Source organism: Mycobacterium sp. (assembly GCF_050701515.1).
Lineage (GTDB): Bacteria > Actinomycetota > Actinomycetes > Mycobacteriales > Mycobacteriaceae > Mycobacterium.
Genome location: NZ_JBOGDB010000087.1, coordinates 17,676 through 40,920 on the forward strand (window position 1 = coordinate 17,676; position 23,245 = coordinate 40,920).

A 23,245-nucleotide genomic window follows, 5' to 3' on the forward strand; every position below is an offset into this window, starting at 1 on the left:
CTGGTGTTGTGCCGCTGCCTGCAGACCCTGATCCCGCCCTGACCGCCTACGCGCATCCCGAACGGCTGGTCACCGCCGACTGGCTGTCGAGCAACCTCGGCCGGCCCGGTCTGGCCGTCGTCGAGTCCGACGAGGATGTGCTGCTCTACGACACCGGGCACATCCCGGGCGCGGTGAAGATCGACTGGCACACCGATCTCAACGACCCGCACGTCCGCGACTACATCAACGGTGAGCAGTTCGCCGAGCTGATGGACCGCAAGGGCATCGCCCGCGACGACACCGTGGTGATCTACGGGGACAAGAGCAACTGGTGGGCGGCCTACGCGCTGTGGGTGTTCACTCTCTTCGGTCACCCCGACGTCCGGCTGCTCGACGGCGGGCGTGACCTGTGGATCTCGACGGGCCGCGACACCACGCTCGACGTGCCCGCCAAGCAGACCAGCGGATATCCGGTCGTCGAGCGCGACGACGCGCCGATCAGAGCGTTCAAGGAAGAGGTGCTGGGAATACTCGGCTCCGAGCCGCTGATCGACGTCCGCTCGCCGCAGGAGTACACCGGCGAGCGCACCCACATGCCGGACTACCCGGAAGAGGGCGCGTTGCGCGGCGGCCACATCCCCACCGCCCGCTCGATCCCGTGGGCGAAGGCCGCCCAGGACAGCGGTCGGTTCCGCAGCCGCGAGGAACTCGCCGAGCTGTACGGGTTCCTGAGCCCCGACGACAAGACGGTCGTCTACTGCCGCATCGGCGAGCGGTCCAGCCACACCTGGTTCGTGCTGACCCACCTGCTGGGACTGCCCGGGGTGCGCAATTATGACGGCTCGTGGACCGAATGGGGTAACGCCGTGCGGGTGCCGGTCGCCGTTGGTGACGAACCGGGTGGGGCACCGGGTTCCTGATGACCGGCATGCCCGCCCCGCTGGCGGAAGTGGTGTCCGACTTCCAGGGGGTGGAAGGCCAGGACAAGCTGCGGCTGCTGCTGGAATTCGCCGACGAGCTGCCGCCGCTGCCCAGCGGCCTCGAGCAGGCGGCGATGGAACCGGTGCCGGAATGCCAGACGCCGTTGTTCCTGCACGTCGACGCCGACGACCGGGACCGAGTGCGGCTGTTCTTCAGCGCGCCCGCCGAGTCGCCGACGACGCGGGGATTCGCGTCCATCCTGGCCGCCGGCCTGGATGAACAGCCGGCCGATGACATCCTCGCGGTGCCCAACGACTTCTACTCTGACCTCGGCCTGGCCGCCCTGATCAGCCCGCTGCGGCTGCGCGGCATGGCGGCCATCCTGGCCCGGGTCAAGCGCCACCTGCGCTAGCGGTTCGCTAGTGACGATCGCCACCCGGGGTCAATGAGCGTCGGCACAGCTTGGGCGCTTAAACTGCGCGGGATACATTCTTAAAGACGTTTCTTAGACATATGCCGTTAGGGAGGCGCAGTGCCCAGTCACGCGAGCTCACGCATCTCCAAGGTGCTGGTCGCCAATCGCGCGGAGATCGCGGTCCGGGTGATCCGTGCGGCCAAGGACGCCGGGATCCCGAGCGTGGCGGTGTACGCCGAACCGGACGCCGACGCACCACACGTGCGGCTGGCCGATGAGGCATTCGCACTCGGTGGCCAGACCTCCGCGGAGTCCTATCTCGACTTCGGCAAGCTGCTCGACGCGGCGGAGAAGTCCGGTGCCAATGCCATCCATCCTGGCTACGGATTCCTTTCCGAGAACGCCGATTTCGCTCAGGCAGTCATCGACGCGGGCCTGATCTGGATCGGCCCCAGCCCGCAGTCGATCCGTGACCTCGGCGACAAGGTCACCGCCCGCCACATCGCCGCCCGCGCCCAGGCTCCACTGGTACCCGGCACCTCGGATCCGGTGAAGGACGCCGACGAGGTCGTCGCCTTCGCCAAGGAATACGGCGTGCCGATCGCGATCAAGGCGGCGTTCGGCGGCGGCGGGCGCGGCATGAAGGTGGCCCGCACCATCGAGGAGATCCCCGAGATGTTCGACTCGGCCACCCGCGAGGCGGTCGCCGCGTTCGGCCGTGGCGAGTGCTTCGTCGAGCGCTATCTGGACAAGCCACGCCACGTCGAGGCCCAGGTCATCGCCGACCAGCACGGCAATGTGGTGGTCGCGGGCACCCGCGACTGCTCGCTGCAGCGCCGGTTCCAGAAACTCGTCGAGGAGGCGCCCGCGCCGTTCCTCACCGACGCCCAGCGCAAGGAGATCCACGAGTCGGCCAAGCGCATCTGCAAGGAGGCCCACTACTACGGTGCGGGCACCGTCGAGTACCTGGTCGCCCAGGACGGGCTGATCTCGTTCCTCGAGGTCAACACCCGCCTGCAGGTCGAGCACCCGGTCACCGAGGAGACCTCCGGCATCGACCTGGTGCGCCAGCAGTTCCGCATCGCCAACGGCGACGCTCTTGACATCACCGAGGACCCGACCCCGCGGGGCCACTCGATCGAGTTCCGCATCAACGGTGAGGACGCCGGCCGCGGATTCCTGCCCGCACCCGGCCCGGTGACCAAATTCGATCCGCCGGCAGGACCCGGCGTGCGGCTGGACTCGGGCGTGCAGACCGGCTCGGTGATCGGCGGCCAGTTTGACTCGATGCTGGCCAAGCTGATCGTTACCGGCGCGACCCGCGAAGAGGCGCTCGAGCGGTCCCGGCGCGCGCTCGACGAATTCACCGTCGAGGGCCTGGCCACCGTCATCCCATTCCACCGCGCGGTGGTGTCCGACCCGGCGTTCATCGGCGACGACAACGGATTCTCGGTGCACACCCGCTGGATCGAAACCGAGTGGGACAACACCATCGAGCCGTTCACCGGCGGCGACCCGATCGAAGAAGAGGACACCATCCCGCGGCAGACGGTGGTGGTCGAGGTCGGCGGTCGCCGCCTCGAGGTGTCGCTGCCGGGCGATCTTGCCCTCGGCAACGGTGCGGCCGTGGCGGCCGCCGGCGTCGTTCGCAAGAAGCCCAAGGCGCGCAAGCGCGGCGGGCACGGCGGGTCCGCCGCCTCCGGTGACGCGGTGACGGCGCCGATGCAGGGCACCGTGGTCAAGGTCGCCGTCGAAGAGGGTCAGCAGGTGGCCGCCGGCGACCTGGTGGTGGTCCTCGAGGCGATGAAGATGGAGAACCCGGTCACCGCCCACAAGGAGGGCACCATCACCGGGCTGGCGGTGGAGACGGGTGCGGCCATCACCCAGGGCACGGTGCTCGCCGAGATCAAGTAGCCGGCCGCGCACGCGAGGAGCGAAAAAACTTCAGTCGGGCGTCACCAGGCTGCGCTTTGCCAGCGCCGTGCCGAAGTAGCCTACCTCCGGGTCGACGACGACGGTCGTTGCGTCGTCGCCCTTGCGCGCCAGGGCGTCGCGGGCCATCTGTTCGAATGAGATCTTGTCCGGCCCACCGATATTCACGAAGTTGTTGAGCGGCTCGGCGACGGCGGCGCGTGCGACCTCGGAGGCCACCTGGTCGGCGGCGATCGGCTGGATCAACGCATCGGGAACATGCACCTCGTCTCCGACGATCATGGACTCGGTGATCGCATCGGCGAACTCGGCGAATTGCGTGGCGCGCACGATCGTGTACGGCAGACCCGACTCGGTGATCAGCTTCTCCTGAGCGATTTTGGCCCGCATGTACCCGCTGTCCGGCAATCCGTCCACACCCACGATGGACAGCGCGACGTAGTGACCGACGCCGGCGCTCTTGGCGAAGGTCACCAGATTGGTGGTCGACTTGGTGAAGAACTCCATCACCGGGTCGTCCTCGAACGACGGCGAATTGACCACATCGATCAGCACGTCCGCGCCGGCGAGCGCGTCGCCCAGGCCTTCGCCGGTCAGTACGTCGGCGCCCGAATTGCGGGAGGCGCCCACCACGTCGTGGCCCTCCGAGGTGAGCAATTCGGTGACCTTGGTTCCGATGAGCCCACTGGCCCCGACAACTGTGATCCTCATGCTGTCATGCCTACCATTGGCGGGGTTGACATCGATATCGGCGCCCGTCGCGAGATCGGCGCAATCCACCCAGGCCACATCGGAGCGTCCCCGTAGGAACTCCCGCCCGCCCTCGTCTCCCGCCGACCCCTCGACGAGCTCCGGCCAGTGCCGACGGGCGACCACCACGGGATGTCCGGGCCGCTGACCGTAGCCGGCCCGCGCCAGGCCCGACGGCGAGGTGCGCGCCGCCGCCAGCACACGACGCACCACCGCGGCGGTGATGTCGGGAGTGTCCACGGTGATCAGCACGGCATCGTCGGCGGGGCCCGGTTCGATCGCCGAGATGCCCGCGCGCAGCGATGCGCTGAGGCCGTCCGCCCAGTCCCGGGCGACCACGGCGCGCGCCGGTGCCGGGACGTCGACGATCGCCGCGCCCAACACCACGACCACTTCGGTGCATCCGCCGCCATCTAGGGCGGCAACCGCGGCGCGAAGCCATCGGCCCTCGCCTGCCCGCACCTTCGGCATGCCGTACCGATTGCCCGCACCGGCGGCGAGCACCACCCCGGCAACCTGCGTCTGCATGGCAATAGTGTGAACCCGGCCGGCTGTCGTCGTCCTAGGTTGTCGAATCCGACTGTCCGCGAAGCGATTTCGATAGCCTTTTACGCCAACGTCAATTCTAAGTTGGGTTATCCAACCAACGCGCCCGCTGAGCTGGGTTTATTAAAAACCTCTTACAGCGATTGAAGAAGCCGAACCATTGGGCGTATGGTTCAAACCAGGTTGAGTTCACAGCCAAGCAGGAAACGTCATCGACGTGCAGGGTTACGAACTCCCTGCAGCGAGGGCTTTGAGACGCAGGGCCTAGAACAATTGACGTGAACCACAGTACGAAATCGCGTATTCCGACTGATGGAGTCACAAAACCATGTCTGTTCCCATTCCTACATCTAGTCCGATCGACCGCACCGAAAGCCATGCCGCGTATTTCGCGAGCCGTTGGCTGCATCCATCGGTCGCGGTGATCACCATCCACGGCGATCTGGACGCATCGAACGCGAACGAATTCGTGGACTATGCGCTGCGGCACGCCGAACACACCGATCGACTGGTTCTCGACCTCTCGAGAGTCGATTTCTTCGGTACCGCAGGCTTTTCCGCGTTGCACACGCTCAACGTGCGCTGTGCGGGCGCCGACGTCGACTGGGCGCTAGTGCCCAGCAGTGGCGTCAGTCGGCTGCTGCGGATCTGCGATCCGGATTCCGCCTTGCCGATCGCCAGCACGGTGCAGGCCGCCCTGTCCCTGGTCGAGGGTGAACCGCGCCGGCTACTGCAGTTGGTCTCGCAGGCGCGCTAGGGATTTCGCGAGTAGCCGAGACACGTGCATCTGTGAGATGCCCACGCGCTCGGCTATTTGCGTTTGAGTCAGCGATTCGAAGAACCTGAGCAGCAGCACGGTTCGCTCCCGCTCCGGCAGGGCAGCGAGCAAGGGCCGCAACGATTCCCGGTTCTCGATCTGATCGAGGCTGGTATCCACGTCGCCCAGTGTGTCGGCGATCGCCGGTGCGTCGTCGGTGCCGCCGCCGCCACTGTCGATGGACAGCGTGTTGTACGAGCTACCGGCGACCAGGCCCTCGATGACCTCGCCGCGGTCCATGTCCAGTTCGGCCGCGAGCTCCGAAGCGGTGGGCGCGCGCCCCAGCCGCTGAGACAGGTCCGCCGTCGCGGCGCCGAGGCGCAGATGCAGTTCCTTGAGGCGGCGTGGCACCTTGACCGACCAGCTGTTGTCGCGGAAGTGCCGCCGGACCTCGCCCATGATGGTCGGCACCGCGAACGATACGAAGTCCGACCCGGCCTCGACGTCGAACCGGATCACGGCGTTGACCAGGCCCACCCGGGCGACCTGCACCAGGTCGTCGCGAGGCTCCCCGCGGCCGTCGAACCGGCGTGCGATGTGGTCGGCCAGCGGCAGGCACCGCTCGACGATGCGATCGCGCTGGCGGCTGAACTGCGCGGAGTCTTCGGGCACGTCGCGCAACTCGCGGAACATATCGGCGACATCCGCGTACTCAGAGTTCGGCCGTGATGACGAACCCCGCGAAGACTGCGGACTCACCTGAGCGAACTCGCCCGTCTCGTCGTCATCGAGATCCCGAACACCTGCCCTTCTTCGGGACCCTGGCCATCCTGGAACGTCTTCACCTCGTCGGTCAGCGAACTCAGGACATGCCAGCTGAAGCTGCCGGGCGTGAGAATGTCATGGGTCCTGCAGGTGGTCGACGCCTCGACGACCACCTCCCGCTGCCCGGAATGAACCACCAGCACCAGCGTGGAGTCCGGCACCGCGGAGCGGATCAGCCGTGTGCATGCCTCGTCCACCGCGAGTCGCAGGTCAGCGACGGCATCGAAGTCGAGATCCTCAAAGGTGCCGATCGCTGCCACCACCGTCCGCAACACCGCGAGGTTTTCCAGCTCGGCCGGCACCCGGAGTTCAATCGAACGGGAGCTGCGTTGCTGCCCGTTTCGCGTGTTCTCGACTTCGGTCATGTGACCTCCCGGCATATCGGACCGAGACTACTCCAGTTGGTTCGCCAGCTAACCATCGCCGCTCCGGACATGGTCGACGAACACGTGTGGCGGAGTCGACGGCCGGGTAATACACCGTCATGAACGACATTCAGCCGACGGACGACACCGAAACGCGTACGCTGCGCCGGATCCTGGTGACGACGGGCATCGTGCTCGCCGCGTTGATCCTGGCCGCGGTCGCCATCTACGCCGTCGCGTTCATCATCCTGGCACCCATGATGCAGTGACGTCGATGACGCCACCGTCCCTGCAGCCCCCGTCGTCAGCATGGTGTAGGTCTGATACCCCGCAGTGGACACCTGCCAAACACCTTGTGCCGAAATCCCGCGGCAGGCCGACATGCGACTGCGCCGCAGCATAGTTGGCGGGCCCGGGCTGCACCGAGCGGGGCGCGGGCGCGGTTTCTCCTATCACGGCCCGGCCGGCGAAGTGATCACCGACGAGGTCACCCTGACGCGCATCCGGGACCTGGTCATCCCGCCCGCCTGGAAGAAAGTCTGGATCTGCCCCCATCCCAACGGGCACATCCAGGCCGTCGGAACCGACGCCGCCGGCCGTCGCCAGTACCTGTACCACGAGAAATGGCATGAGGAGCGCGGCGAGGAGAAGTTCGACCGGGTGCTCGAGATGTCGGCCGCGCTGCCCGATTTCCGGCGGCGCATTGCGGCGGACCTTCGCCGACGCGGGCTGCAACGCGATCGAGTTCTCGCCTTGGCCCTGCATCTTCTGGACCTCGGCTACTTCCGGGCCGGCGGTGAGCAGTACGCCGAGGAGAACAACTCGTTCGGGATCGCGACCTTGCTTTGCGAACACGTGACACTGCAGCGGCAAGCTGTCGAGTTCGACTATCCCGCCAAGAGCGGTGTGCGTCGCACCCTGTTGATCGACGATCCGGAGGTGGTGCGGTCGGTACGGGCACTGCTGCGCCGGCCCGATCGCACCGACCGGCTGCTGGTGTGCCGGAAATCGCCGGGCTGGGACGACATCCACGCCGAAGATCTCAACACCCGGTTCAAGGAGCTCATCGGCGAGGAGTACACCGTCAAGGACCTGCGCACGTGGCACGGTACCGTACTGGCGGCCGCGGCCTTCGTCGACGCCGACCCGCCGGTGAACAAGACAGTGATCAAGCGGGTGGAATCCGCGGTAATGAAGGAAGTGGCCGAGGAACTCGGCAACACTCCTGCGGTGGCACGGGGCTCATACGTCGATCCGCGGATTGTCCAGGCCTACCAAGACGGTGTCACCATCGCGGCCGGAGTGCGGCGCGCCGACCGCACCAAGAAACCGAGCGACCGCCAGGCCATCCTGGAGAACAGCACCGCGCGGATGATCCGCAAAGTGGCCCGGAGCTAGAAGCCGCGAGCGCCAGGCGTTTTCGCGATGAGTCCACCGGGTATCCGGCCGCCATGAGCAGCAGTGCGGACGTTCCCGACGAATTTCCTGCCGAGGTGCCCGTCGCCGACGCGATCGAGCAGCAGCTGCCTGCGGTCGACCGGCCTCTCGACGATGAGGAAGCACTCGAGGCGGACGAGGGCGAGCCACCGCTGGAGGTATCCTCGCCGGACTGGCAGGAACAACGCGAAGCGGTCCCGGTGACGGACCCGGAACTCGACGAATTCGACCGAGGCTGAGCGGCTTTCACTGATGACCGAGCCCGACGGCGAGACGCTCCCAGGCTGACTGACGCCTGGTGTTTAGCGTCGCGGGCATCCGGGAACCCCACTACTGCGTGGGGAAATACCCACGTGCCCCAACGCTCAAGAAGTGGGCAATTTCCATACTGCCCCGGTGGCAGAAAGGTAAGCATGACCGAGAAGAACAGTGGTCCTGAAGAAGCCGTCAAGGGCGTCGTCGAAGGCGTCAAGGGCAAGGCGAAGGAAGCCGTCGGCACCGTGACCGGGCGTGATGACATGGTCCGCGAGGGCAAGGCCCAGCAGGATAAGGGTGATGCCCAGCGTGACGCCGCCAAGAAGGAAGCCGAGGCCGAAGCGGCCCGCGGTGGTGCCACGGCCGCCGAGAAGCGCCAAGAGTCCAACCAGTAAGACCTAACGTCCACGCGGAAGAATCCCAGCCGGGAAAACCGGCTGGGATTTTTCGTGCTATCGCTAACTGCTCGGCCGCTGGCGGTGTGCCTCGGGATGTTCGGCGTACCAACGCTCTTCGATATTGCGCACCCGCCGGTGCTCAACGGCAAGCCACACCAGACCGATGACAAAACCGGCTCCGGCAAGCGTGACGAGCACCAATCCGGTGTCGTGATGCTTTGTCGCGAAGGCGGCCAGCGCTCCGACGAACGACACCAGCGCCAGACCGATCAGAATCAATGCCGGCATGTTCTTGGTGTCCGTCATCGACTCACCGGCGTGCGGCCGCGTCGTCCGAGCATGGTCGACGGGATCCTTAGGGCTCTTCATCGCTGCTCCTCTCGCCCACCTGCGCCCGCGTTACATGGGCTGATTCAACGGTAGAACTACCCGATGCCGTTGTCGGGGAAACGAACATCACTGGTAGGACGAATATTGCTGGGCTCTCAGCACGCTGGCCAGGTGCACCGCATTACGTGCTGCTGCGGCGGTGGCCTTCGCCACCGGGTCGGGCACCTCGTCGAGGTCCTTGTCGTCGGTGGTCTGCATCGCTTCGCCGTTCCGGCGGCAAGGATCCGCTGCCTGATCTTCGGCCATTCGTCGCCGTCGCCCATATCGGCTTCGACGCCGGGCCGGATCGTGTAGTCGAAGTTGTCCGGCATGCTCAGCCGCCCAGCCCCGGGCCGGCGATCGCGGGCAGGCTCATCGTCAGCACCAGCAGCATGGCGATCATCAGGAACCAGCCGGCGCCCTGCCACGGCCACCATGTCCCGTGCTGACGCCAAACCTGATAGGTCCGGACAAAGGCTCGTAATCCGCCAAGCAGCAGGATGATCGGGGCGGCGATGGCTAGCAGGGTGCGTTGCGGTGTCCCGCAGGCCGCGGTGTCGGCCGTCGCTCCGCTGCAGGTACTGACCCACACGGCCGCGATAACGAGAAACGCGACGGCAGCCACCGCCACGCCGACGCTGTAGCGGACGGCGTCGCGCACGGCCACGTCATCATGGCGCAAGTCATTGATGTTGCGATACACGGCTACCTACCGGTGTTCTCGACTGATCGGCGTCGGGAGGATTCCCCTGGTCGGGCGGGGATAAACCTGACGAACCAGCCGTTAGAGATTGCGACGACACGCCGTGCCCATTCGCAACGGTTGACGCCCCGACGACCCGCGGCCTGAGATCATCGCACATATGTTCGGCCTCCGGACGACGGCGTATCTGGCCGCGGGCATCGCGACGGGCGTGGCGGCCTACCTGCTCGGGGCAACCGTGCCCTGGACCTTGGCGATCGGGGTCTTGGCGCCGGCCCTGCTGGCCGCGGCGCCTCGCTTCCTGCTGGCCACGATCATCGGCGCGCGCACCCCCAGTCCCCGTGAAGAGCGCCAAGCCACGATGTCGGGAACGGAGTTCGAGGACCATGTCGCACGGATCGCGCGGTCCTGCGGACTGCCAGTGATCATGACATCCGTCACCGGCGACTGGGGCGTCGACCTGATCGTCGGCAACCGGCCCGAACGTCTTGCCATTCAATGCAAACGGCGCTCGCGCCCTGTCGGCGCGGGCGCGGTCCAGGAGGTGGTGGCGGGGGCGCCGATGCAGGGATGCACCAAGACCATGGTGGTCACCAACCACGAATTCACCCCGGCCGCACGCGAACTCGCGCAGTTGCACGGCTGCGAGCTCATCGGCCGCTCGGAGCTACCGATGCTGCGGTCGACGATCCGGCGCCTAACTGGGCCTTCAACGCCGAAGGCGTTCTAGCTGAGCGCGGCCCGCACGGCGGCCACGGCGGCGTCGATGTCACGACGCGACACCGTCAGCGCGGGACGGAATCGCACGCTGTCGGGACCGCTGGCCAGCATGACCACGTGGCGGTCCCACACCCGGCGGATCAGCTCGTCACGCTGGGTAGCCGACGGCAGGCTGAACGCGCACATCAGCCCGCGGCCGCGCACATCCAGCACCTGGCCGGGGAACTCGGCCGCCAGCTCCTCGAGCCGGCCGCGCAGATAGCCGCCCGCCTCGGCGGCCCGGTCAATCAGCCGATCCGATTCGATGACCTCGAGAATGCGCCGCGAGCGCACCATGTCGACCAGATTGCCGCCCCAGGTCGAGTTGATCCGCGAGCTGACCGCGAACACGTTCTCGTCGACCTCGTCGACCCGCCGACCGGCCATCACACCGCACACCTGGGTCTTCTTGCCGAACGCGATCACATCGGGCGCGACGCCCAATTGCTGGTAGGCCCAAGCGGTTCCGGTCAGCCCGCAGCCCGTCTGCACTTCGTCGAAGACGAGTAGGGCGTCGAACTCGTCGCACAAAGCGCGCATCGCGGCGAAGAACTGCGGCCGGAAGTGCCGGTCGCCGCCCTCGCCCTGGATCGGCTCGGCGATGAAGCAGGCGATGTCGTGCGGATGAGCCTCGAAGGCCGCGCGGGCCTGGCGCAGCGATTCGGCTTCCAGGGCATCCATATCGGCACCCGGACGGATGTAGGGCGCATCGATGCGGGGCCAGTCGAACTTCGGGAAACGAGCAACCTTGTTCGGGTCGGTGTTGGTCAGCGACAGGGTGTATCCGCTGCGGCCGTGAAAGGCGCCACGCAGGTGCAACACCTTGGTACCGAGGTTCGGATCGATGCCGTGCGCCTCGTTGTGCCGGCTCTTCCAGTCGAACGCCACCTTGAGTGCGTTCTCGACCGCCAGCGCGCCGCCGTCGACGAAGAACAGGTGCGGCAGCGCCGGGTCGCCCAGCACCCGGGCGAAGGTCTCGACGAACCGCGCCATCGGCACGCTGTATACGTCGGAGTTGCTCGGCTTGTTGATCGCGGCCTGGACGAGCTCGGCGCGGAAGGCTTCGTCGTCGGCGAGCGCGGGATGATTCATGCCCAGCGCCGAGGACGCGAAGAAGGTGAACATGTCGAGGTAACGCTCGCCGGTGCGGGCGTCGACGAGCACCGAACCCGAGGAATGGTCGATGTCGAGCACGAAGTCGAGGCCGTCGGCGAGGATGCTGCGGCCCAGCACCTGGTGCACGTCCTCGGGGCGGATGCCGGGGGCGACGTCGAGGTCGGCTGGTGTCAGGACAGCGGTCATGACACAATTCTAACGTATTATCTACGGCAATCTGGCGTGTAGCCAGGTGGAATTACGGTACCGACTGTCTTCCTTCGTAAAAAGTCTGTAGGATAACGATGCTTCGGGTCTGCACGTTGGCCGTTGTGCGGATGCGTTGCAGCAAGTCTTCCAGCGCCCGCGCCGAGCCGACGCGCACCAACAGCACATAGCTTTCCTCGCCGGCCACCGAATGGCAGGACTCGATGGCCGCTATGTGTTCCAGCCGTGCGGGCGCATCATCGGGTTGGGACGGATCGAGAGGGGTGATGGCCACGAACGCGGACAACATGTGTCCCACCGCTTCCGGGTCCAGGTTCGCCCGGTATCCGGTGACGATTCCGCGCGACTCCAGACGGCGGACCCGCGACTGCACGGCCGACACCGACAACCCGGTGGTGTCCGCCAGATGTGACAGCGTCGCCCGCCCGTCGAGGACGAGCTCACGGGCCAGCACGCGGTCGATCTCGTCGAGTTGTACCTGCGCTTGGGGGTGTTCGACGGGTTCACCCATGGCCGAACTGTATCCGAGTCAGAAAGCTGCATCATGACCACGACCGAGACCGCCCCGCTGCCCACCGCGGATGAGCTGCGCAGCCGGGCACGCGCGGCATTGCACGCCGTCGGCGTACGCGCCGAACTGGGCGAGCCCGGCAGCCACGGGTTGCCGGCCAGCACCCCGATCACCGGGGATCTGTTGTTCACCGTTCCCGAATCCACCCCCGAGCAGGCCGACGCGGCGATTTCCGAAGCGGCGCAGGCGTTTACCACTTGGCGCACGACACCCGCTCCGATACGGGGCGCGCTGGTGGCCCGGCTCGGCGAACTGCTCGTCGAGCACAAGGCGGATCTGGCCGCGCTGGTCACCATCGAAGCCGGGAAGATCACCTCGGAGGCGCTCGGCGAGGTGCAGGAAATGATCGACATCTGCCAGTTCGCGGTCGGGTTGTCCCGCCAGCTATACGGCCGCACCATCGCCTCCGAGCGCCCGGGCCACCGGCTGATGGAGACCTGGCATCCGCTCGGCGTCGTCGGTGTCATCACCGCGTTCAACTTCCCGGTCGCGGTGTGGGCGTGGAACTCCGCGGTCGCGTTGGTGTGCGGAGACACGCTGGTGTGGAAGCCGTCGGAGCTGACGCCGTTGACCGCGCTGGCCTGCCAGGCCCTGGCCGAACGCGCCGCCGACGACGTCGGTGCGCCGCCCGCGGTGAGCCGGTTGATCATGGGCGGGCGCGAGGTCGGCGAACGACTGGTCGACGACCCGCGGGTGGCGCTGTTGAGCGCGACCGGGTCGGTGCGGATGGGCCAGCAGGTCGGCCCGCGGGTCGCGCAGCGCTTCGGCCGGGTGCTGCTGGAGCTCGGCGGGAACAACGCCGCGATCGTCACGCCGTCGGCCGATCTGGAGCTGGCCGTGCGGGGCATCGTTTTCTCGGCGGCGGGTACCGCGGGCCAGCGCTGCACGACGCTGCGGCGGCTGATCGTGCACCGGTCGGTCGTCGACACCCTGGTGGCGCGGATCGTGTCGGCCTACCGGCAATTGCCGGTCGGCAATCCGTCGGCCGACGGCACTCTGGTCGGTCCGCTCATCCACGAAACCGCCTACCGCGACATGGTCGGCGCGCTGGAGGCGGCCCGCGCCGACGGCGGCGAAGTCTTCGGCGGCGAGCGCCACGACCTCGGCGAGAACTCCTACTACGTCGCTCCCGCGGTGGTCCGCATGCCGGCACAAACCGAACTGGTGCATCAGGAGACCTTCGCGCCGATCCTCTACGTGCTGGCCTACGACCAGCTGGACGAGGCGATCGAGCTGCACAATGCGGTGCCGCAGGGTCTTTCGTCGTCGATCTTCACCCTCGACATGCGGGAAGCGGAACGGTTCCTGGCCGCCGACGGCTCGGACTGCGGCATCGCCAACGTCAACATCGGCACTTCGGGTGCCGAGATCGGCGGGGCGTTCGGCGGCGAGAAGCAGACCGGTGGCGGCCGGGAGTCGGGATCGGACGCGTGGAAGGCCTACATGCGCAGGTCCACCAATACCGTCAACTACTCCTCAGAGCTGCCGTTGGCCCAGGGCGTGCACTTCGGCTGAGGGCTCAGCCCCTCGATGCCGGCGGATACCGCTCCTCGAGTGCGAGAGGGGACACATACTCGCCCACCAAGCTGCGATGCCACCACGCGCGTTCGCGCCGTAGTTCTTGCCAGGTGGTGAACCGGTAGTGGTACAGCCGGACTCGCACATAGCGGGGCGGTGTGTCGGGAAACGGGTTGCGCCGCAGCAGTTTAACCGTCGGCTTGTCATTCTCCAGAAGCCGCGACAGAAGCCGGAACAGCCACTGCTGAGCGTAGGCCGGGGAAAGCGCGGCGAACCACATCAGCCAGTCCAGGCGCAGGTGGTACGGAGCCCACTGCGGCGGTAACCGACGCACGTCGCCGGGCTTGCCCTTGAACTCATACTCCTTCCAGGTCGTCTGCTCGGTGACCGCCGGCTCGTCGGTGCCTTCGATGACGAGCTCGTCGCGGGTGCGGCTGATGGTTCCGAAAGCGCCGTAGGTATTGGCGAGGTGGAACGGATTGAAGGAGAAGTTCATGCGCTGGCGCTTTGAGATCAGGTTGCGCGCCGGCCAATAGCTGAGACACACCATCAGAACCGCGACGGCGATCACCAAGCCGGCAAACCATGGCTGCGGCGCCGGCAACTCAGGAGGAGCGGACAACGGTAGCAGCAACGCCGCCGACGAATTATCGACAGCGCTGAAAGCCAAGACGATCGTCAGCCAGTTCAGCCAGGCAAAATTACCGGAACCCACCAACCACAGTTGGGTCACGATCACGATTGCGGCAGCGGCGCTTCCCACCGGTTGCGGTGCGAACAACATGACCGGAACTGCCAGTTGGGAGAAATGGTTGACCGCCACCTCAACACGGTGCAGTGGCCTGGGCAAGTGATGGAAGAACCAGCTCAGCGGGCCGGGCATCGGCTGGGTCTCGTGGTGGTAGTACAGGCACGTCAGATCCCGCCAGCATCTGTCGCCGCGCAGCTTGATCAGTCCCGCGCCGAACTCCACGCGAAAGAGCAGCCAGCGCATCAGCCAGATCACCAGGACCGGAGGCGCAATCTCGTCGTTGCCAAGGAGCATGGCGAGAAATCCCGCCTCCAAAAGCATGGATTCCCAACCAAACCCGTACCACGACTGGCCGACATTGACGATAGACAGATACAGCAGCCAGATGACGAGCCAGATCAACATGGCTGCCGGCAATGGCACGTAGTCGGTGGCGCCGGCGACGACCGCCAACGACAGCATCGCTCCGAACCAGCTGAGGACGGCGAAGAACCGATCCGAATAATGGAGATGAAACACGCTCGGGGCCGCTCGGAATGACGTGTGGGCCAGGTACTGCGGCACCGGCAGCATTCCATGCTGGCCTATCAGCGGACGAAATTGGCGGGCGGCACTCATGAAGGCGATCGCGTAGATAGCCGCAATGCCGGTCTGCAGCACCTCACGGGCGAACCAGTATTCGGGTGCCGCGAACCAATCCATGCCCACCCCCCAAGCCAGCAACCCTTCGAGGGTCTGCTCGGCAGTCTCGTCGGTTTCGCTCGGCCGCGCCACTACGCCGGATTCCGGGTCTGTTGTACATGTGTTAACTAGGATGAAGGGTATGTCCGAACCCCGGCGACGGCTGTCGCCCGACGATCGTCGTAGCGAACTGTTGGCATTGGGCGCCGAGGTATTCGGCCAGCGCCCCTATGACGAGGTGCGCATCGACGAGATCGCCGAGCGGGCGGGTGTGTCGCGCGCGCTGATGTATCACTACTTCCCGGACAAGCGGGCGTTCTTCGCTGCGGTGGTGCGCGCCGAGGGCGAGCGCCTGTTCGAAGCCACCAACGCGCCGCCGGAGCCGGGGCAGAACCTGTTCCAGCAGCTGCGCGCGGGCGTGCTGGCCTACCTGCGCTACGACGAGGAACACCCGCACGGCGCCTGGGCCGCCCACATCGGTTCCGACCCGGTGTTGCGGGGCATCGAGGACATCGACAACGACCGCCAGGCCAACCGGATCATGAGCCGGATCAGCGCGGCCGTCGGCGCAGGATTGGACTCCAAGGTGGAACGGGATCTGCGCATCACCATCTACGGCTGGTTGGCGTTCACCTTCGAGATGTGCCGGCAGCGGGTGTTGGACCCGTCGATCGACGCCGGATACATAGCCGACACCTGCGCGCATACCCTGCTCGACGCCGTCGGCCGGACCCCCAACATCCCCGCCGAGCTGGCCGAGGCGGTCGCCCACAGCCGGGACTGATATTTGTCGGTGCGGGTTGGCACGATGGCTAGGTGAGCTCTACCCCCACCGATCCCCTCGCCCGGTTCAGCGCGCTGACCCGCGAATGGTTCAGCGGAACGTTCGCGGAGCCGACGCCCGCCCAGGCGCAGGCGTGGTCGGCGATCGCCAACGGCGACAACACGCTGGTCATCGCGCCGACCGGGTCCGGCAAGACGCTGGCCGCATTCCTGTGGGCCATCGACCGGCTCGCCGAAAGCGAACCGCGGCCGGCCACTGCGGGCACTCCCCTCGCAAGCGGTGGGCCCAGCGTGTTGTACGTATCCCCGCTGAAGGCGCTGGCCGTCGACGTCGAACGCAACCTGCGCACCCCGCTGACCGGCATCACCCGCATCGCCGAGCGGCGCGGCGTGCCCGCCCCCGACATCAGCGTCGGCGTCCGCTCCGGCGACACCCCAGCGGCGCGCCGGCGCGAGCTGATCGCCAAGCCACCCGACATCCTGATCACCACACCCGAGTCGCTCTTCCTGATGCTGACCTCGGCGGCCCGCGACACCCTCGCCGAGGTGCAGACGGTCATCGTCGACGAGGTGCACGCCGTCGCCGGCACCAAGCGCGGCGCGCACCTGGCGCTGTCACTCGAGCGGCTGGACCAACTCCAGGACAGCCCGGGGCAGCGGATCGGGCTGTCGGCGACCGTCCGCCCGCCCGAGGAAGTGGCCCGGTTCCTGTCCGGGCAGGCGCCGACGACGATCGTCGCGCCGCCGGCGGCCAAGACGTTCGACCTGTCGGTGCAGGTGCCGGTGCCCGACATGGCCAACCTGGAGAACAACACCATCTGGCCCGATGTCGAGGAGCGCATCGTCGACCTGATCGAGGCGCACCGATCCTCGATCGTGTTCGCCAACTCGCGGCGGCTCGCCGAACGACTTACCTCACGGCTCAACGAGATTCACGCCGAGCGCAACGGCATCGAACTGCCGTCCGGGTTCAACCCCCAGGTAGCCGGCGGTTCGCCGGCCTACATCATGGCCAGCGGCCAATCGTCCGGCGCGCAGCCGTTACTGGCCCGCGCCCACCACGGCTCGGTCAGCAAGGAGCAGCGCGCCGCGGTCGAGGACGACCTCAAGACCGGACGGCTGAAGGCCGTCGTCGCCACCTCGAGCCTGGAGCTGGGCATCGACATGGGCGCCGTCGATCTGGTGATTCAGGTCGAGGCCCCGCCGTCGGTGGCCAGCGGCCTGCAGCGCATCGGGCGCGCGGGCCATCAGGTCGGCGAGATATCGGAGGGCGTGCTGTTCCCGAAGCACCGCACCGATCTGATCGGCTGCGCGGTCACGGTGCGGCGGATGCTGTCCGGCGAGATCGAGACCATGCGGGTGCCGACCAACCCGCTCGACGTGCTGGCCCAACACACGGTGGCGGCGTGCGCCCTGGAACCGCTGGACGCCGATCGCTGGTTCGACGCGGTGCGGCGCAGCGCCTCGTTCGCGACACTGCCGCGCAGCGCATTCGAGGCCACGCTGGACCTGCTGTCCGGCAAGTACCCGTCCACCGAGTTCGCCGAGCTGCGGCCGCGGCTGGTGTACGACCGCGACGAAGGCATTCTCACCGCGCGGCCGGGTGCGCAGCGGCTGGCGGTCACCTCCGGTGGTGCGATCCCCGACCGCGGGCTGTTCACCGTCTATCTGGCATCCAACGCGGATGGCGAAAAGCCTTCGCGGGTAGGCGAACTCGACGAGGAGATGGTTTACGAGTCGCGGCCGGGCGACGTTATTTCGCTGGGCGCGACCAGTTGGCGGATCACCGAGATCACCCACGACCGGGTGTTGGTCATCCCGGCCCCGGGACAGCCCGCGCGGCTGCCGTTCTGGCGCGGCGACGGTGTCGGCCGGCCCGCCGAGCTGGGCGCCGCGATCGGCGCCTTCACCGGCGAGCTCGCGGGCCTGGGCAGGAGCGACTTCGCCGAGCGTTGCGCCGCAATGGGATTCGACGACCACGCGACGGACAATTTGTGGCGGCTGCTCGACGATCAGCGTCAGGCCACCGGCACGGTGCCGACCGACGCCACGTTCGTGGTGGAGCGGTTCCGCGACGAACTCGGCGACTGGCGGGTCATCCTGCACTCCCCCTACGGTCTGCGGGTGCACGGGCCGCTGGCGCTGGCGGTGTCGCGCCGGCTGCGTGAGCGCTACGGCATCGACGAGAAGCCGACGGCCTCCGACGACGGCATCATCGTGCGGCTGCCCGACACCGAGGAGACGGCGCCGGGCGCCGAGTTGTTCGTGTTCGACGCCGACGAGATCGAGCCGATCGTCGCCGCCGAAGTGGGCGGCTCGGCGCTGTTCGCCTCCCGGTTCCGTGAATGCTCGGCCCGTGCCCTGCTGCTGCCGCGCCGCCACCCCGGCCGCCGGTCGCCACTGTGGCACCAGCGCCAGCGCGCGGCGCAGCTGCTCGACGTCGCGCGCAAGTACCCGGACTTCCCGATCGTGCTGGAGACCGTCCGGGAATGCCTGCAGGACGTCTACGACGTGCCGGCACTGATTGAGCTGATGCACCGGGTCGCCCAGCGCCGGCTGCGGATTCTGGAGGTGGAGACCGCAACACCGTCTCCGTTCGCGGCGTCGCTGCTGTTCGGCTACGTCGGGGCGTTCATGTACGAGGGCGACAGCCCGCTGGCCGAACGCCGCGCCGCGGCGCTATCGCTGGACAGCGTGCTGCTGGCCGAGCTGTTGGGCCGCGTCGAGCTGCGCGAGCTACTCGACCCGCAGGTGATCGCCACCACCACTACGCAGTTGCAGCACCTCAGCGCCGACCGCGCGGCCCGCGACGCCGAGGGGGTTGCGGACCTGCTGCGGCTGCTGGGCCCGCTGACCGAAGCTGAGGTCGCGGAGCGGTGCACGGCCGACGACGTGGGCGGCTGGCTGGAAGGCCTGCGCGCCGCCAAGCGCGCGCTCACGGTGTCGTTCGCCGGTCACACCTGGTGGGTGGCCATCGAGGACATCGGACTGCTGCGCGACGGCATCGGCGTTGCCGTGCCGGTCGGAGTGCCCGCGGTATTCACCGAAGCCGTCGCCGATCCCCTGGGCGAACTGATCGGCCGCTATGCCCGCACGCATGGCCCATTCACCACCCACGACGCCGCGGCCCGGTTCGGGCTGGGCCTGCGCGTCACCGCCGACGTGCTGGGCCGGATGGCGATCGACGGCCGACTGGTGCGCGGCGAGTTCACCACCGGAGCCGCTACGGCGGCGACATCGGGCACAGTGGCCGACTCGACCGAATGGTGTGACGCCGACGTGCTGAAGATCCTGCGCCGACGCTCGCTGGCGGCACTGCGCGCACAGGTGGAGCCGGTCAGCACCGCCGCCTACGCGCGGTTCCTGCCGGCCTGGCAGCAGGTCGGGACGGCGACCAACTCGGGTGTCGACGGCCTGGCCGCGGTGATCGACCAGCTGGCCGGCGTGCCGATACCGGCGTCGGCGGTCGAGCCGCTGGTGTTCTCTCAGCGTGTCCGTGACTACCAACCGGCCATGCTCGACGAGCTGCTGGCATCCGGCGAGGTGATGTGGTCGGGCGCCGGACAGATCGGCAACGCGGACGGCTGGATCGCATTCCACCCCGCAGACTCGGTGCCGTTGACGCTCGCGCCTGCCGCCGAGATCGAGTTCACCGACTCACACCGCGCCATCCTCGACACACTCGGCTCGAATGGTCAGGCTGGCGGCGCGTTCTTCTTCCGCCAGCTCGCCAGCCAGATCGACCGTGACACCGGCGAGGAGCTCAAAAAGGCTCTCTGGGAGCTGATTTGGGCCGGCTGGGTCACCGGCGACACATTCGCGCCGGTACGGGCGATGTTGTCGGGCACCCGCCGACCGGGTGGGCGAGGAGGCACCCCGGCCCATCGCCAGCGTCGCACCCCGCCACGGCTGAGCCGCTACAGCGTCGCGCACGCACAGACCCGTAGCTCCGACCCGACCGTGGCAGGACGCTGGTCGGCGCTGCCGACCGCCGAGCCCGATTCCACTGTGCGGGCGCACTTTCAGGCCGAGTTGCTGCTCAACCGGTACGGGGTACTGACGAAGGGGGCGGTGGCGGCCGAAGGCGTGCCGGGCGGCTTCGCGATGCTTTACAAGGTGCTCACCGCGTTCGAAGACGCCGGCCGTGCTCAACGCGGATACTTTGTCGAGTCGCTGGGCGGTGCCCAATTCGCCGTCGCCTCCACCGTCGACCGATTGCGGTCATACCTCGATGGCGTCGACCCCGAACACCACGAGTACCAGGCCGTGGTGCTGGCCGCCGCCGATCCGGCCAATCCGTACGGGGCGGCGCTGCCGTGGCCGACGCGAAATCCGGGCGGCGAGCACGAATCCGACCTCGCACACCGACCGGGCCGTAAGGCCGGGGCCTTGGTGGCGATCGTCGATGGTGAGCTCGCCTGGTTCTTGGAGCGCGGTGGCCGTTCGCTGCTGAGCTTTACCGACGACGCCGACGCGCACAATGCGGCCGCCGCGGCGCTGGCCGATCTGGTCAGCACCGGGCGTGCGGCGTCGCTCCTGGTCGAGAAGGTCAACGGGGTGCCGGTGCTGGAACCGGGCGCGGAAGGCGATCGGGCTGCCGTGCAGACCGCGTTGACCGGCGCCGGGTTCGCCCGCACCCCGCGTGGGCTGCGGCTGCGATGACTATCGTGCTACTGGCCTATGAATGCTCCGATCACCACACCGTTCGGTTTCGAATCGACCGCGGCTGACGTCGTCGACGGTGTCGACCTCACCGACAAGACGGCAATCGTCACCGGCGCGTCATCGGGGATCGGCGTCGAGACCGCCCGGGCGCTGGCCGCCGCCGGGGCATTGGTCACGCTGGCCGTCCGGGACACCGCCGCCGGTGAGCGGGTGGCCGCCGAGATTCGTGCCGGCACCGACAACGCTTCGGTTCGAATCGGCGCCCTCGACCTCAGCGATCTGTCGAGCGTCGCTTCATTTGTCCGGGCCTGGTCCGGACCGCTCGACATCCTGGTCAACAACGCCGGCGTGATGGCATTGCCGGAGCTGACCATGTCACCGAGCGGACACGAGATGCATTTCGCCTCGAATCATCTCGGCCACTTCGCGCTGGCCGTCGGGCTACGCCGGGCACTCGCCGACGCAGACGGTGCCCGCATCGTGTCGGTGAGTTCGGCCGGCCATCTGCTCTCGCCGGTGGTGTTCGACGACATCGACTACGCGTTCCGCGGGTATGACCCGTTCGGCGCCTACGGACAGTCCAAGACGGCCAACGTGCTGTTCGCCGTTGAGGCCACCCGACGCTGGTCAGACGACGGCATCACCGCCAACGCGCTGATGCCCGGCGCCATCTTCACCCGGCTGGGACGCCACGTCGACCAGCAGCGAGCGGCCGAGGCCATGCGGCGGCAAAAGGCGGTCAAGACCGTCGAGCAGGGCGCTGCTACGTCGGTGCTGCTGGCCGCGTCGCCGCTGCTCGAGGGAGTCGGCGGACGCTATTTCGAGGATTGCAACGAAGCCGTCGTCGTAACGCGGCGTGGCGCGCCGGGTAGCGGCGGGGTGGCCCACTATGCGCTGGACCCGGCCAACGCCCGGCGACTGTGGGATGTCTCACTGAAGATGACCGGGTAGGCATGCCGGAGGGCGACACCGTCTGGCACACCGCCGCCGTCCTGCGCGAGGCGTTGGCCGGAAAAGCCTTGACCCGCTGCGACGTTCGGGTTCCTCGGTATGCCGCCGTCGACCTGACCGGACAGCAGGTGGACGAGGTCGTCAGCCGCGGCAAGCACCTGTTCATCCGGGTCGGCGACGCCAGCATCCACTCGCATCTGAAGTTGGACGGCAGCTGGCGGGTGAGCACCATCGACCGGCCGAGCCGCGCCGGTCACCGCATCCGCATCATTCTGGAGACCGGAGACATCCAGGCCGCGGGTGTCGACCTCGGCGTGCTCGAGATACTCGACCGCGACCACGACGAGGACACCGTCGCCCACCTCGGCCCCGACCTGCTCGGCGACGACTGGGACCCGCGCACCGCCGCGGCCAACCTGACCGCCGATCCGGGCCGGCCGCTGGCGGACGCGCTGCTCGATCAGCGCGTGATGGCCGGCGTCGGCAATGTGTACTGCAACGAGCTGTGCTTTGTCTTTGGACACCTGCCCACCGCCCCGGTCAAGGCGGTCGCCGATCCGTTGCGGATGGTGCAGCGTGCCCGCGACATGTTGTGGCTGAACCGGTCCCGCTGGAATCGGACCACCACCGGCGATACCCGCAAGGGCCGCGAGTTGTGGGTGTACGGCCGCGCCGGGCGCGAGTGCCGCCGCTGCGGCACCACCATCGAGTCAGACGGCAGCGGCGAGCGCATCTCATTCTGGTGCCCGGTCGATCAGACGGCGTAGACAGCACCCGACTGCACGGAGCCTCGGAGCCTGGCAACGTAGACCTACTCTTCAGCGCGATCGGGATACGGGACAGCCCGCACGTCCAGTCCTGGAATCGCCTCGAAGTCGTTCGGATTGCAGGTAAACAACGGCAGTTCGTGGGCGATGGCGCTCGCCGCAATCAGGGCGTCGTAAGCGCGCGCTGCCGGCTTGCGACCCGACGCTCGTAACGAGGCGGCGACCGTACCGAAGACCCGAGCGGCATCACCGTCGAACGCGATTGTCTCGAAGTCGGCCTCCGCCTGCTGCAAGTGTGCCTGACGTGCAGCACGCTCGTCGGCGCTGTCGGCGACGTGAGGACCGACCGACAACTCGACGAGTGTGATCGCGCTGACGACCGCTTCGTCGGGCAGGCTCGCGGGATCATCGATGCGTCCCAGCAGGATCACAGTCGAAGTGTCAAGCATCCCGCGTGCGAACGGCTGGTTCACAGGGTCGGATCCACCAACGCGTCGATATCGCGACGCAGCGCTTCGGGATCCACCCAAGGTAGTCGCCTCCTGCGCTCGACGAGTTCAGCAGGTCTGGCACTCCGGCGTGGAAGAGGCCGCAACTCTGCGATCGCGCGGCCATCTCTGGTGACGATCACGCGCTCTCCGTGCTCCACACGTTCGAGCACCTCTCCCCCTTTATTGCGCAATTCGCGCACTGTCACCGATCGCATGAGGGCAGTGTATCACCGGTGAGACATGCGCCAGTTCTCCCACTTGAGGGCGCTGAAACCCAGGTTTACGCTCGTCGGGATATGGCAAATCGAGATTTGGAGCAGCGGGTAACCC

Annotated in this window: 24 protein-coding genes and 2 pseudogenes; 14 read left to right on the plus strand and 12 right to left on the minus strand. The window is 67.5% G+C overall.

Annotation, left to right across the window (positions count from 1 at the left end; all coding sequences use genetic code 11):
• Positions 1 to 8: 8 nt before the first annotated feature.
• The 3 genes from ACRDU5_RS07415 (at position 9) to ACRDU5_RS07425 (ending at position 3,232) form a co-directional block, all read left to right on the plus strand.
• Positions 9 to 902, plus strand: a complete 894-nt coding sequence (locus ACRDU5_RS07415) for a sulfurtransferase (RefSeq protein WP_526613831.1) — start codon at positions 9 to 11, stop codon at positions 900 to 902.
• Complete coding sequence (locus ACRDU5_RS07420; protein WP_526613832.1) at positions 902 to 1,315, plus strand: SufE family protein; 414 nt, start codon at positions 902 to 904, stop codon at positions 1,313 to 1,315. Before ACRDU5_RS07415 ends, ACRDU5_RS07420 begins: the two co-directional genes overlap by 1 nt.
• Positions 1,316 to 1,435: 120 nt before the next feature.
• Positions 1,436 to 3,232, plus strand: a complete 1,797-nt coding sequence (locus tag ACRDU5_RS07425) for an acetyl/propionyl/methylcrotonyl-CoA carboxylase subunit alpha (RefSeq protein WP_526613833.1) — start codon at positions 1,436 to 1,438, stop codon at positions 3,230 to 3,232.
• A 30-nt stretch (positions 3,233 to 3,262) separates the two neighbouring features.
• Here the strand turns inward: ACRDU5_RS07425 and ACRDU5_RS07430 are convergent, their stop codons facing one another.
• Together ACRDU5_RS07430 and ACRDU5_RS07435 are read right to left on the minus strand one after the other, a co-directional pair.
• Complete coding sequence (locus tag ACRDU5_RS07430; protein WP_526613857.1) at positions 3,263 to 3,961, minus strand: SDR family oxidoreductase; 699 nt, start codon at positions 3,959 to 3,961, stop codon at positions 3,263 to 3,265.
• Positions 3,962 to 3,991: 30 nt separating this feature from the next.
• Positions 3,992 to 4,528, minus strand: a pseudogene (locus tag ACRDU5_RS07435) (nucleotidyltransferase family protein); the annotation flags it as partial.
• Positions 4,529 to 4,874: 346 nt separating this feature from the next.
• Here ACRDU5_RS07435 and ACRDU5_RS07440 point away from each other — a divergent pair.
• Positions 4,875 to 5,303, plus strand: a complete 429-nt coding sequence (locus ACRDU5_RS07440) for an STAS domain-containing protein (RefSeq protein ID WP_526613834.1) — start codon at positions 4,875 to 4,877, stop codon at positions 5,301 to 5,303.
• On the opposite strand, the gene ACRDU5_RS07445 is transcribed toward ACRDU5_RS07440, so the two are convergent.
• Entirely contained in the window at positions 5,274 to 5,996 is a 723-nt protein-coding gene (locus ACRDU5_RS07445; RefSeq protein WP_526613858.1) for an RNA polymerase sigma factor SigF, read from the minus strand. The two genes, ACRDU5_RS07440 and ACRDU5_RS07445, sit on opposite strands and share 30 nt — an antisense overlap.
• 62 nt (positions 5,997 to 6,058) lie before the next feature.
• Complete coding sequence (locus tag ACRDU5_RS07450) at positions 6,059 to 6,493, minus strand: ATP-binding protein (RefSeq protein ID WP_526613835.1); 435 nt, start codon at positions 6,491 to 6,493, stop codon at positions 6,059 to 6,061.
• A 119-nt stretch (positions 6,494 to 6,612) separates the two neighbouring features.
• Between ACRDU5_RS07450 and ACRDU5_RS07455 the strand changes: the two genes are divergently transcribed.
• From ACRDU5_RS07455 to mbp1, 4 genes are all read left to right on the plus strand, one after another.
• Complete coding sequence (locus ACRDU5_RS07455; protein WP_526613836.1) at positions 6,613 to 6,762, plus strand: hypothetical protein; 150 nt, start codon at positions 6,613 to 6,615, stop codon at positions 6,760 to 6,762.
• 112 nt (positions 6,763 to 6,874) lie between these two features.
• Positions 6,875 to 7,891 (plus strand): DNA topoisomerase IB, encoded by a 1,017-nt coding sequence (locus ACRDU5_RS07460; protein ID WP_526613837.1) that lies wholly within the window; start codon positions 6,875 to 6,877, stop codon positions 7,889 to 7,891.
• A gap of 53 nt (positions 7,892 to 7,944) precedes the next feature.
• A complete protein-coding gene (locus ACRDU5_RS07465) occupies positions 7,945 to 8,169 on the plus strand; it encodes a hypothetical protein (RefSeq protein WP_526613838.1) in 225 nt (74 codons plus the stop codon).
• A gap of 174 nt (positions 8,170 to 8,343) precedes the next feature.
• On the plus strand, positions 8,344 to 8,580 hold the full coding sequence (mbp1, locus tag ACRDU5_RS07470; RefSeq protein WP_526613839.1) for a microaggregate-binding protein 1: 237 nt from the start codon (positions 8,344 to 8,346) through the stop codon (positions 8,578 to 8,580).
• A 63-nt stretch (positions 8,581 to 8,643) separates the two neighbouring features.
• Here the strand turns inward: mbp1 and usfY are convergent, their stop codons facing one another.
• The 3 genes and pseudogenes from usfY to ACRDU5_RS07485 form a co-directional block, all read right to left on the minus strand.
• Positions 8,644 to 8,952, minus strand: coding sequence for a protein UsfY (gene usfY, locus ACRDU5_RS07475; protein WP_526613840.1), 309 nt, complete (start codon positions 8,950 to 8,952; stop codon positions 8,644 to 8,646).
• Positions 8,953 to 9,039: 87 nt separating this feature from the next.
• Positions 9,040 to 9,389: pseudogene (locus ACRDU5_RS07480) on the minus strand (hypothetical protein).
• Positions 9,287 to 9,634, minus strand: a complete 348-nt coding sequence (locus tag ACRDU5_RS07485) for a hypothetical protein (protein WP_526613841.1) — start codon at positions 9,632 to 9,634, stop codon at positions 9,287 to 9,289. Before ACRDU5_RS07485 ends, ACRDU5_RS07480 begins: the two are co-directional and overlap by 103 nt.
• 181 nt (positions 9,635 to 9,815) lie before the next feature.
• On the opposite strand from ACRDU5_RS07485, the gene ACRDU5_RS07490 reads away from it, so the two are divergent.
• Positions 9,816 to 10,385, plus strand: coding sequence for a restriction endonuclease (locus ACRDU5_RS07490; RefSeq protein ID WP_526613842.1), 570 nt, complete (start codon positions 9,816 to 9,818; stop codon positions 10,383 to 10,385).
• Here ACRDU5_RS07490 and lat read toward each other — a convergent pair.
• Both lat and ACRDU5_RS07500 read right to left on the minus strand, forming a co-directional pair.
• On the minus strand, positions 10,382 to 11,716 hold the full coding sequence (gene lat, locus ACRDU5_RS07495) for an L-lysine 6-transaminase (RefSeq protein ID WP_526613843.1): 1,335 nt from the start codon (positions 11,714 to 11,716) through the stop codon (positions 10,382 to 10,384). The two genes, ACRDU5_RS07490 and lat, sit on opposite strands and share 4 nt — an antisense overlap.
• Before the next feature lie 52 nt (positions 11,717 to 11,768).
• Positions 11,769 to 12,248 carry an Lrp/AsnC family transcriptional regulator gene (locus ACRDU5_RS07500; protein ID WP_526613844.1) on the minus strand — a complete coding sequence of 160 codons (480 nt, stop codon included), beginning with the start codon at positions 12,246 to 12,248 and terminating at the stop codon, positions 11,769 to 11,771.
• A 33-nt stretch (positions 12,249 to 12,281) separates the two neighbouring features.
• Here ACRDU5_RS07500 and amaB point away from each other — a divergent pair, with 33 nt between their 5' ends.
• Positions 12,282 to 13,823 carry an L-piperidine-6-carboxylate dehydrogenase gene (gene amaB, locus ACRDU5_RS07505; RefSeq protein ID WP_526613845.1) on the plus strand — a complete coding sequence of 514 codons (1,542 nt, stop codon included), beginning with the start codon at positions 12,282 to 12,284 and terminating at the stop codon, positions 13,821 to 13,823.
• 4 nt (positions 13,824 to 13,827) lie between these two features.
• On the opposite strand, the gene ACRDU5_RS07510 is transcribed toward amaB, so the two are convergent.
• Positions 13,828 to 15,279 carry a lipase maturation factor family protein gene (locus ACRDU5_RS07510; RefSeq protein WP_526613859.1) on the minus strand — a complete coding sequence of 484 codons (1,452 nt, stop codon included), beginning with the start codon at positions 15,277 to 15,279 and terminating at the stop codon, positions 13,828 to 13,830.
• 121 nt (positions 15,280 to 15,400) lie between these two features.
• Between ACRDU5_RS07510 and ACRDU5_RS07515 the strand changes: the two genes are divergently transcribed.
• Genes ACRDU5_RS07515 through nei2 form a run of 4 tightly spaced genes read left to right on the plus strand, consistent with a single transcriptional unit; the run spans position 15,401 to position 22,424 of the window.
• A complete protein-coding gene (locus ACRDU5_RS07515; RefSeq protein ID WP_526613846.1) occupies positions 15,401 to 16,042 on the plus strand; it encodes a TetR/AcrR family transcriptional regulator in 642 nt (213 codons plus the stop codon).
• 32 nt (positions 16,043 to 16,074) lie between these two features.
• Positions 16,075 to 20,703 carry an ATP-dependent helicase gene (locus ACRDU5_RS07520; protein ID WP_526613847.1) on the plus strand — a complete coding sequence of 1,543 codons (4,629 nt, stop codon included), beginning with the start codon at positions 16,075 to 16,077 and terminating at the stop codon, positions 20,701 to 20,703.
• 18 nt (positions 20,704 to 20,721) lie between these two features.
• Positions 20,722 to 21,657, plus strand: coding sequence for an SDR family NAD(P)-dependent oxidoreductase (locus ACRDU5_RS07525; protein WP_526613848.1), 936 nt, complete (start codon positions 20,722 to 20,724; stop codon positions 21,655 to 21,657).
• Positions 21,658 to 21,659: 2 nt separating this feature from the next.
• On the plus strand, positions 21,660 to 22,424 hold the full coding sequence (nei2, locus tag ACRDU5_RS07530) for an endonuclease VIII Nei2 (RefSeq protein WP_526613849.1): 765 nt from the start codon (positions 21,660 to 21,662) through the stop codon (positions 22,422 to 22,424).
• A gap of 44 nt (positions 22,425 to 22,468) precedes the next feature.
• On the opposite strand, the gene ACRDU5_RS07535 is transcribed toward nei2, so the two are convergent.
• Both ACRDU5_RS07535 and ACRDU5_RS07540 read right to left on the minus strand, forming a co-directional pair.
• Positions 22,469 to 22,855, minus strand: a complete 387-nt coding sequence (locus ACRDU5_RS07535) for a type II toxin-antitoxin system VapC family toxin (RefSeq protein WP_526613850.1) — start codon at positions 22,853 to 22,855, stop codon at positions 22,469 to 22,471.
• 38 nt (positions 22,856 to 22,893) lie between these two features.
• Positions 22,894 to 23,130 (minus strand): type II toxin-antitoxin system Phd/YefM family antitoxin, encoded by a 237-nt coding sequence (locus ACRDU5_RS07540; RefSeq protein ID WP_526613851.1) that lies wholly within the window; start codon positions 23,128 to 23,130, stop codon positions 22,894 to 22,896.
• Between the last annotated feature and the right edge of the window lie 115 nt (positions 23,131 to 23,245).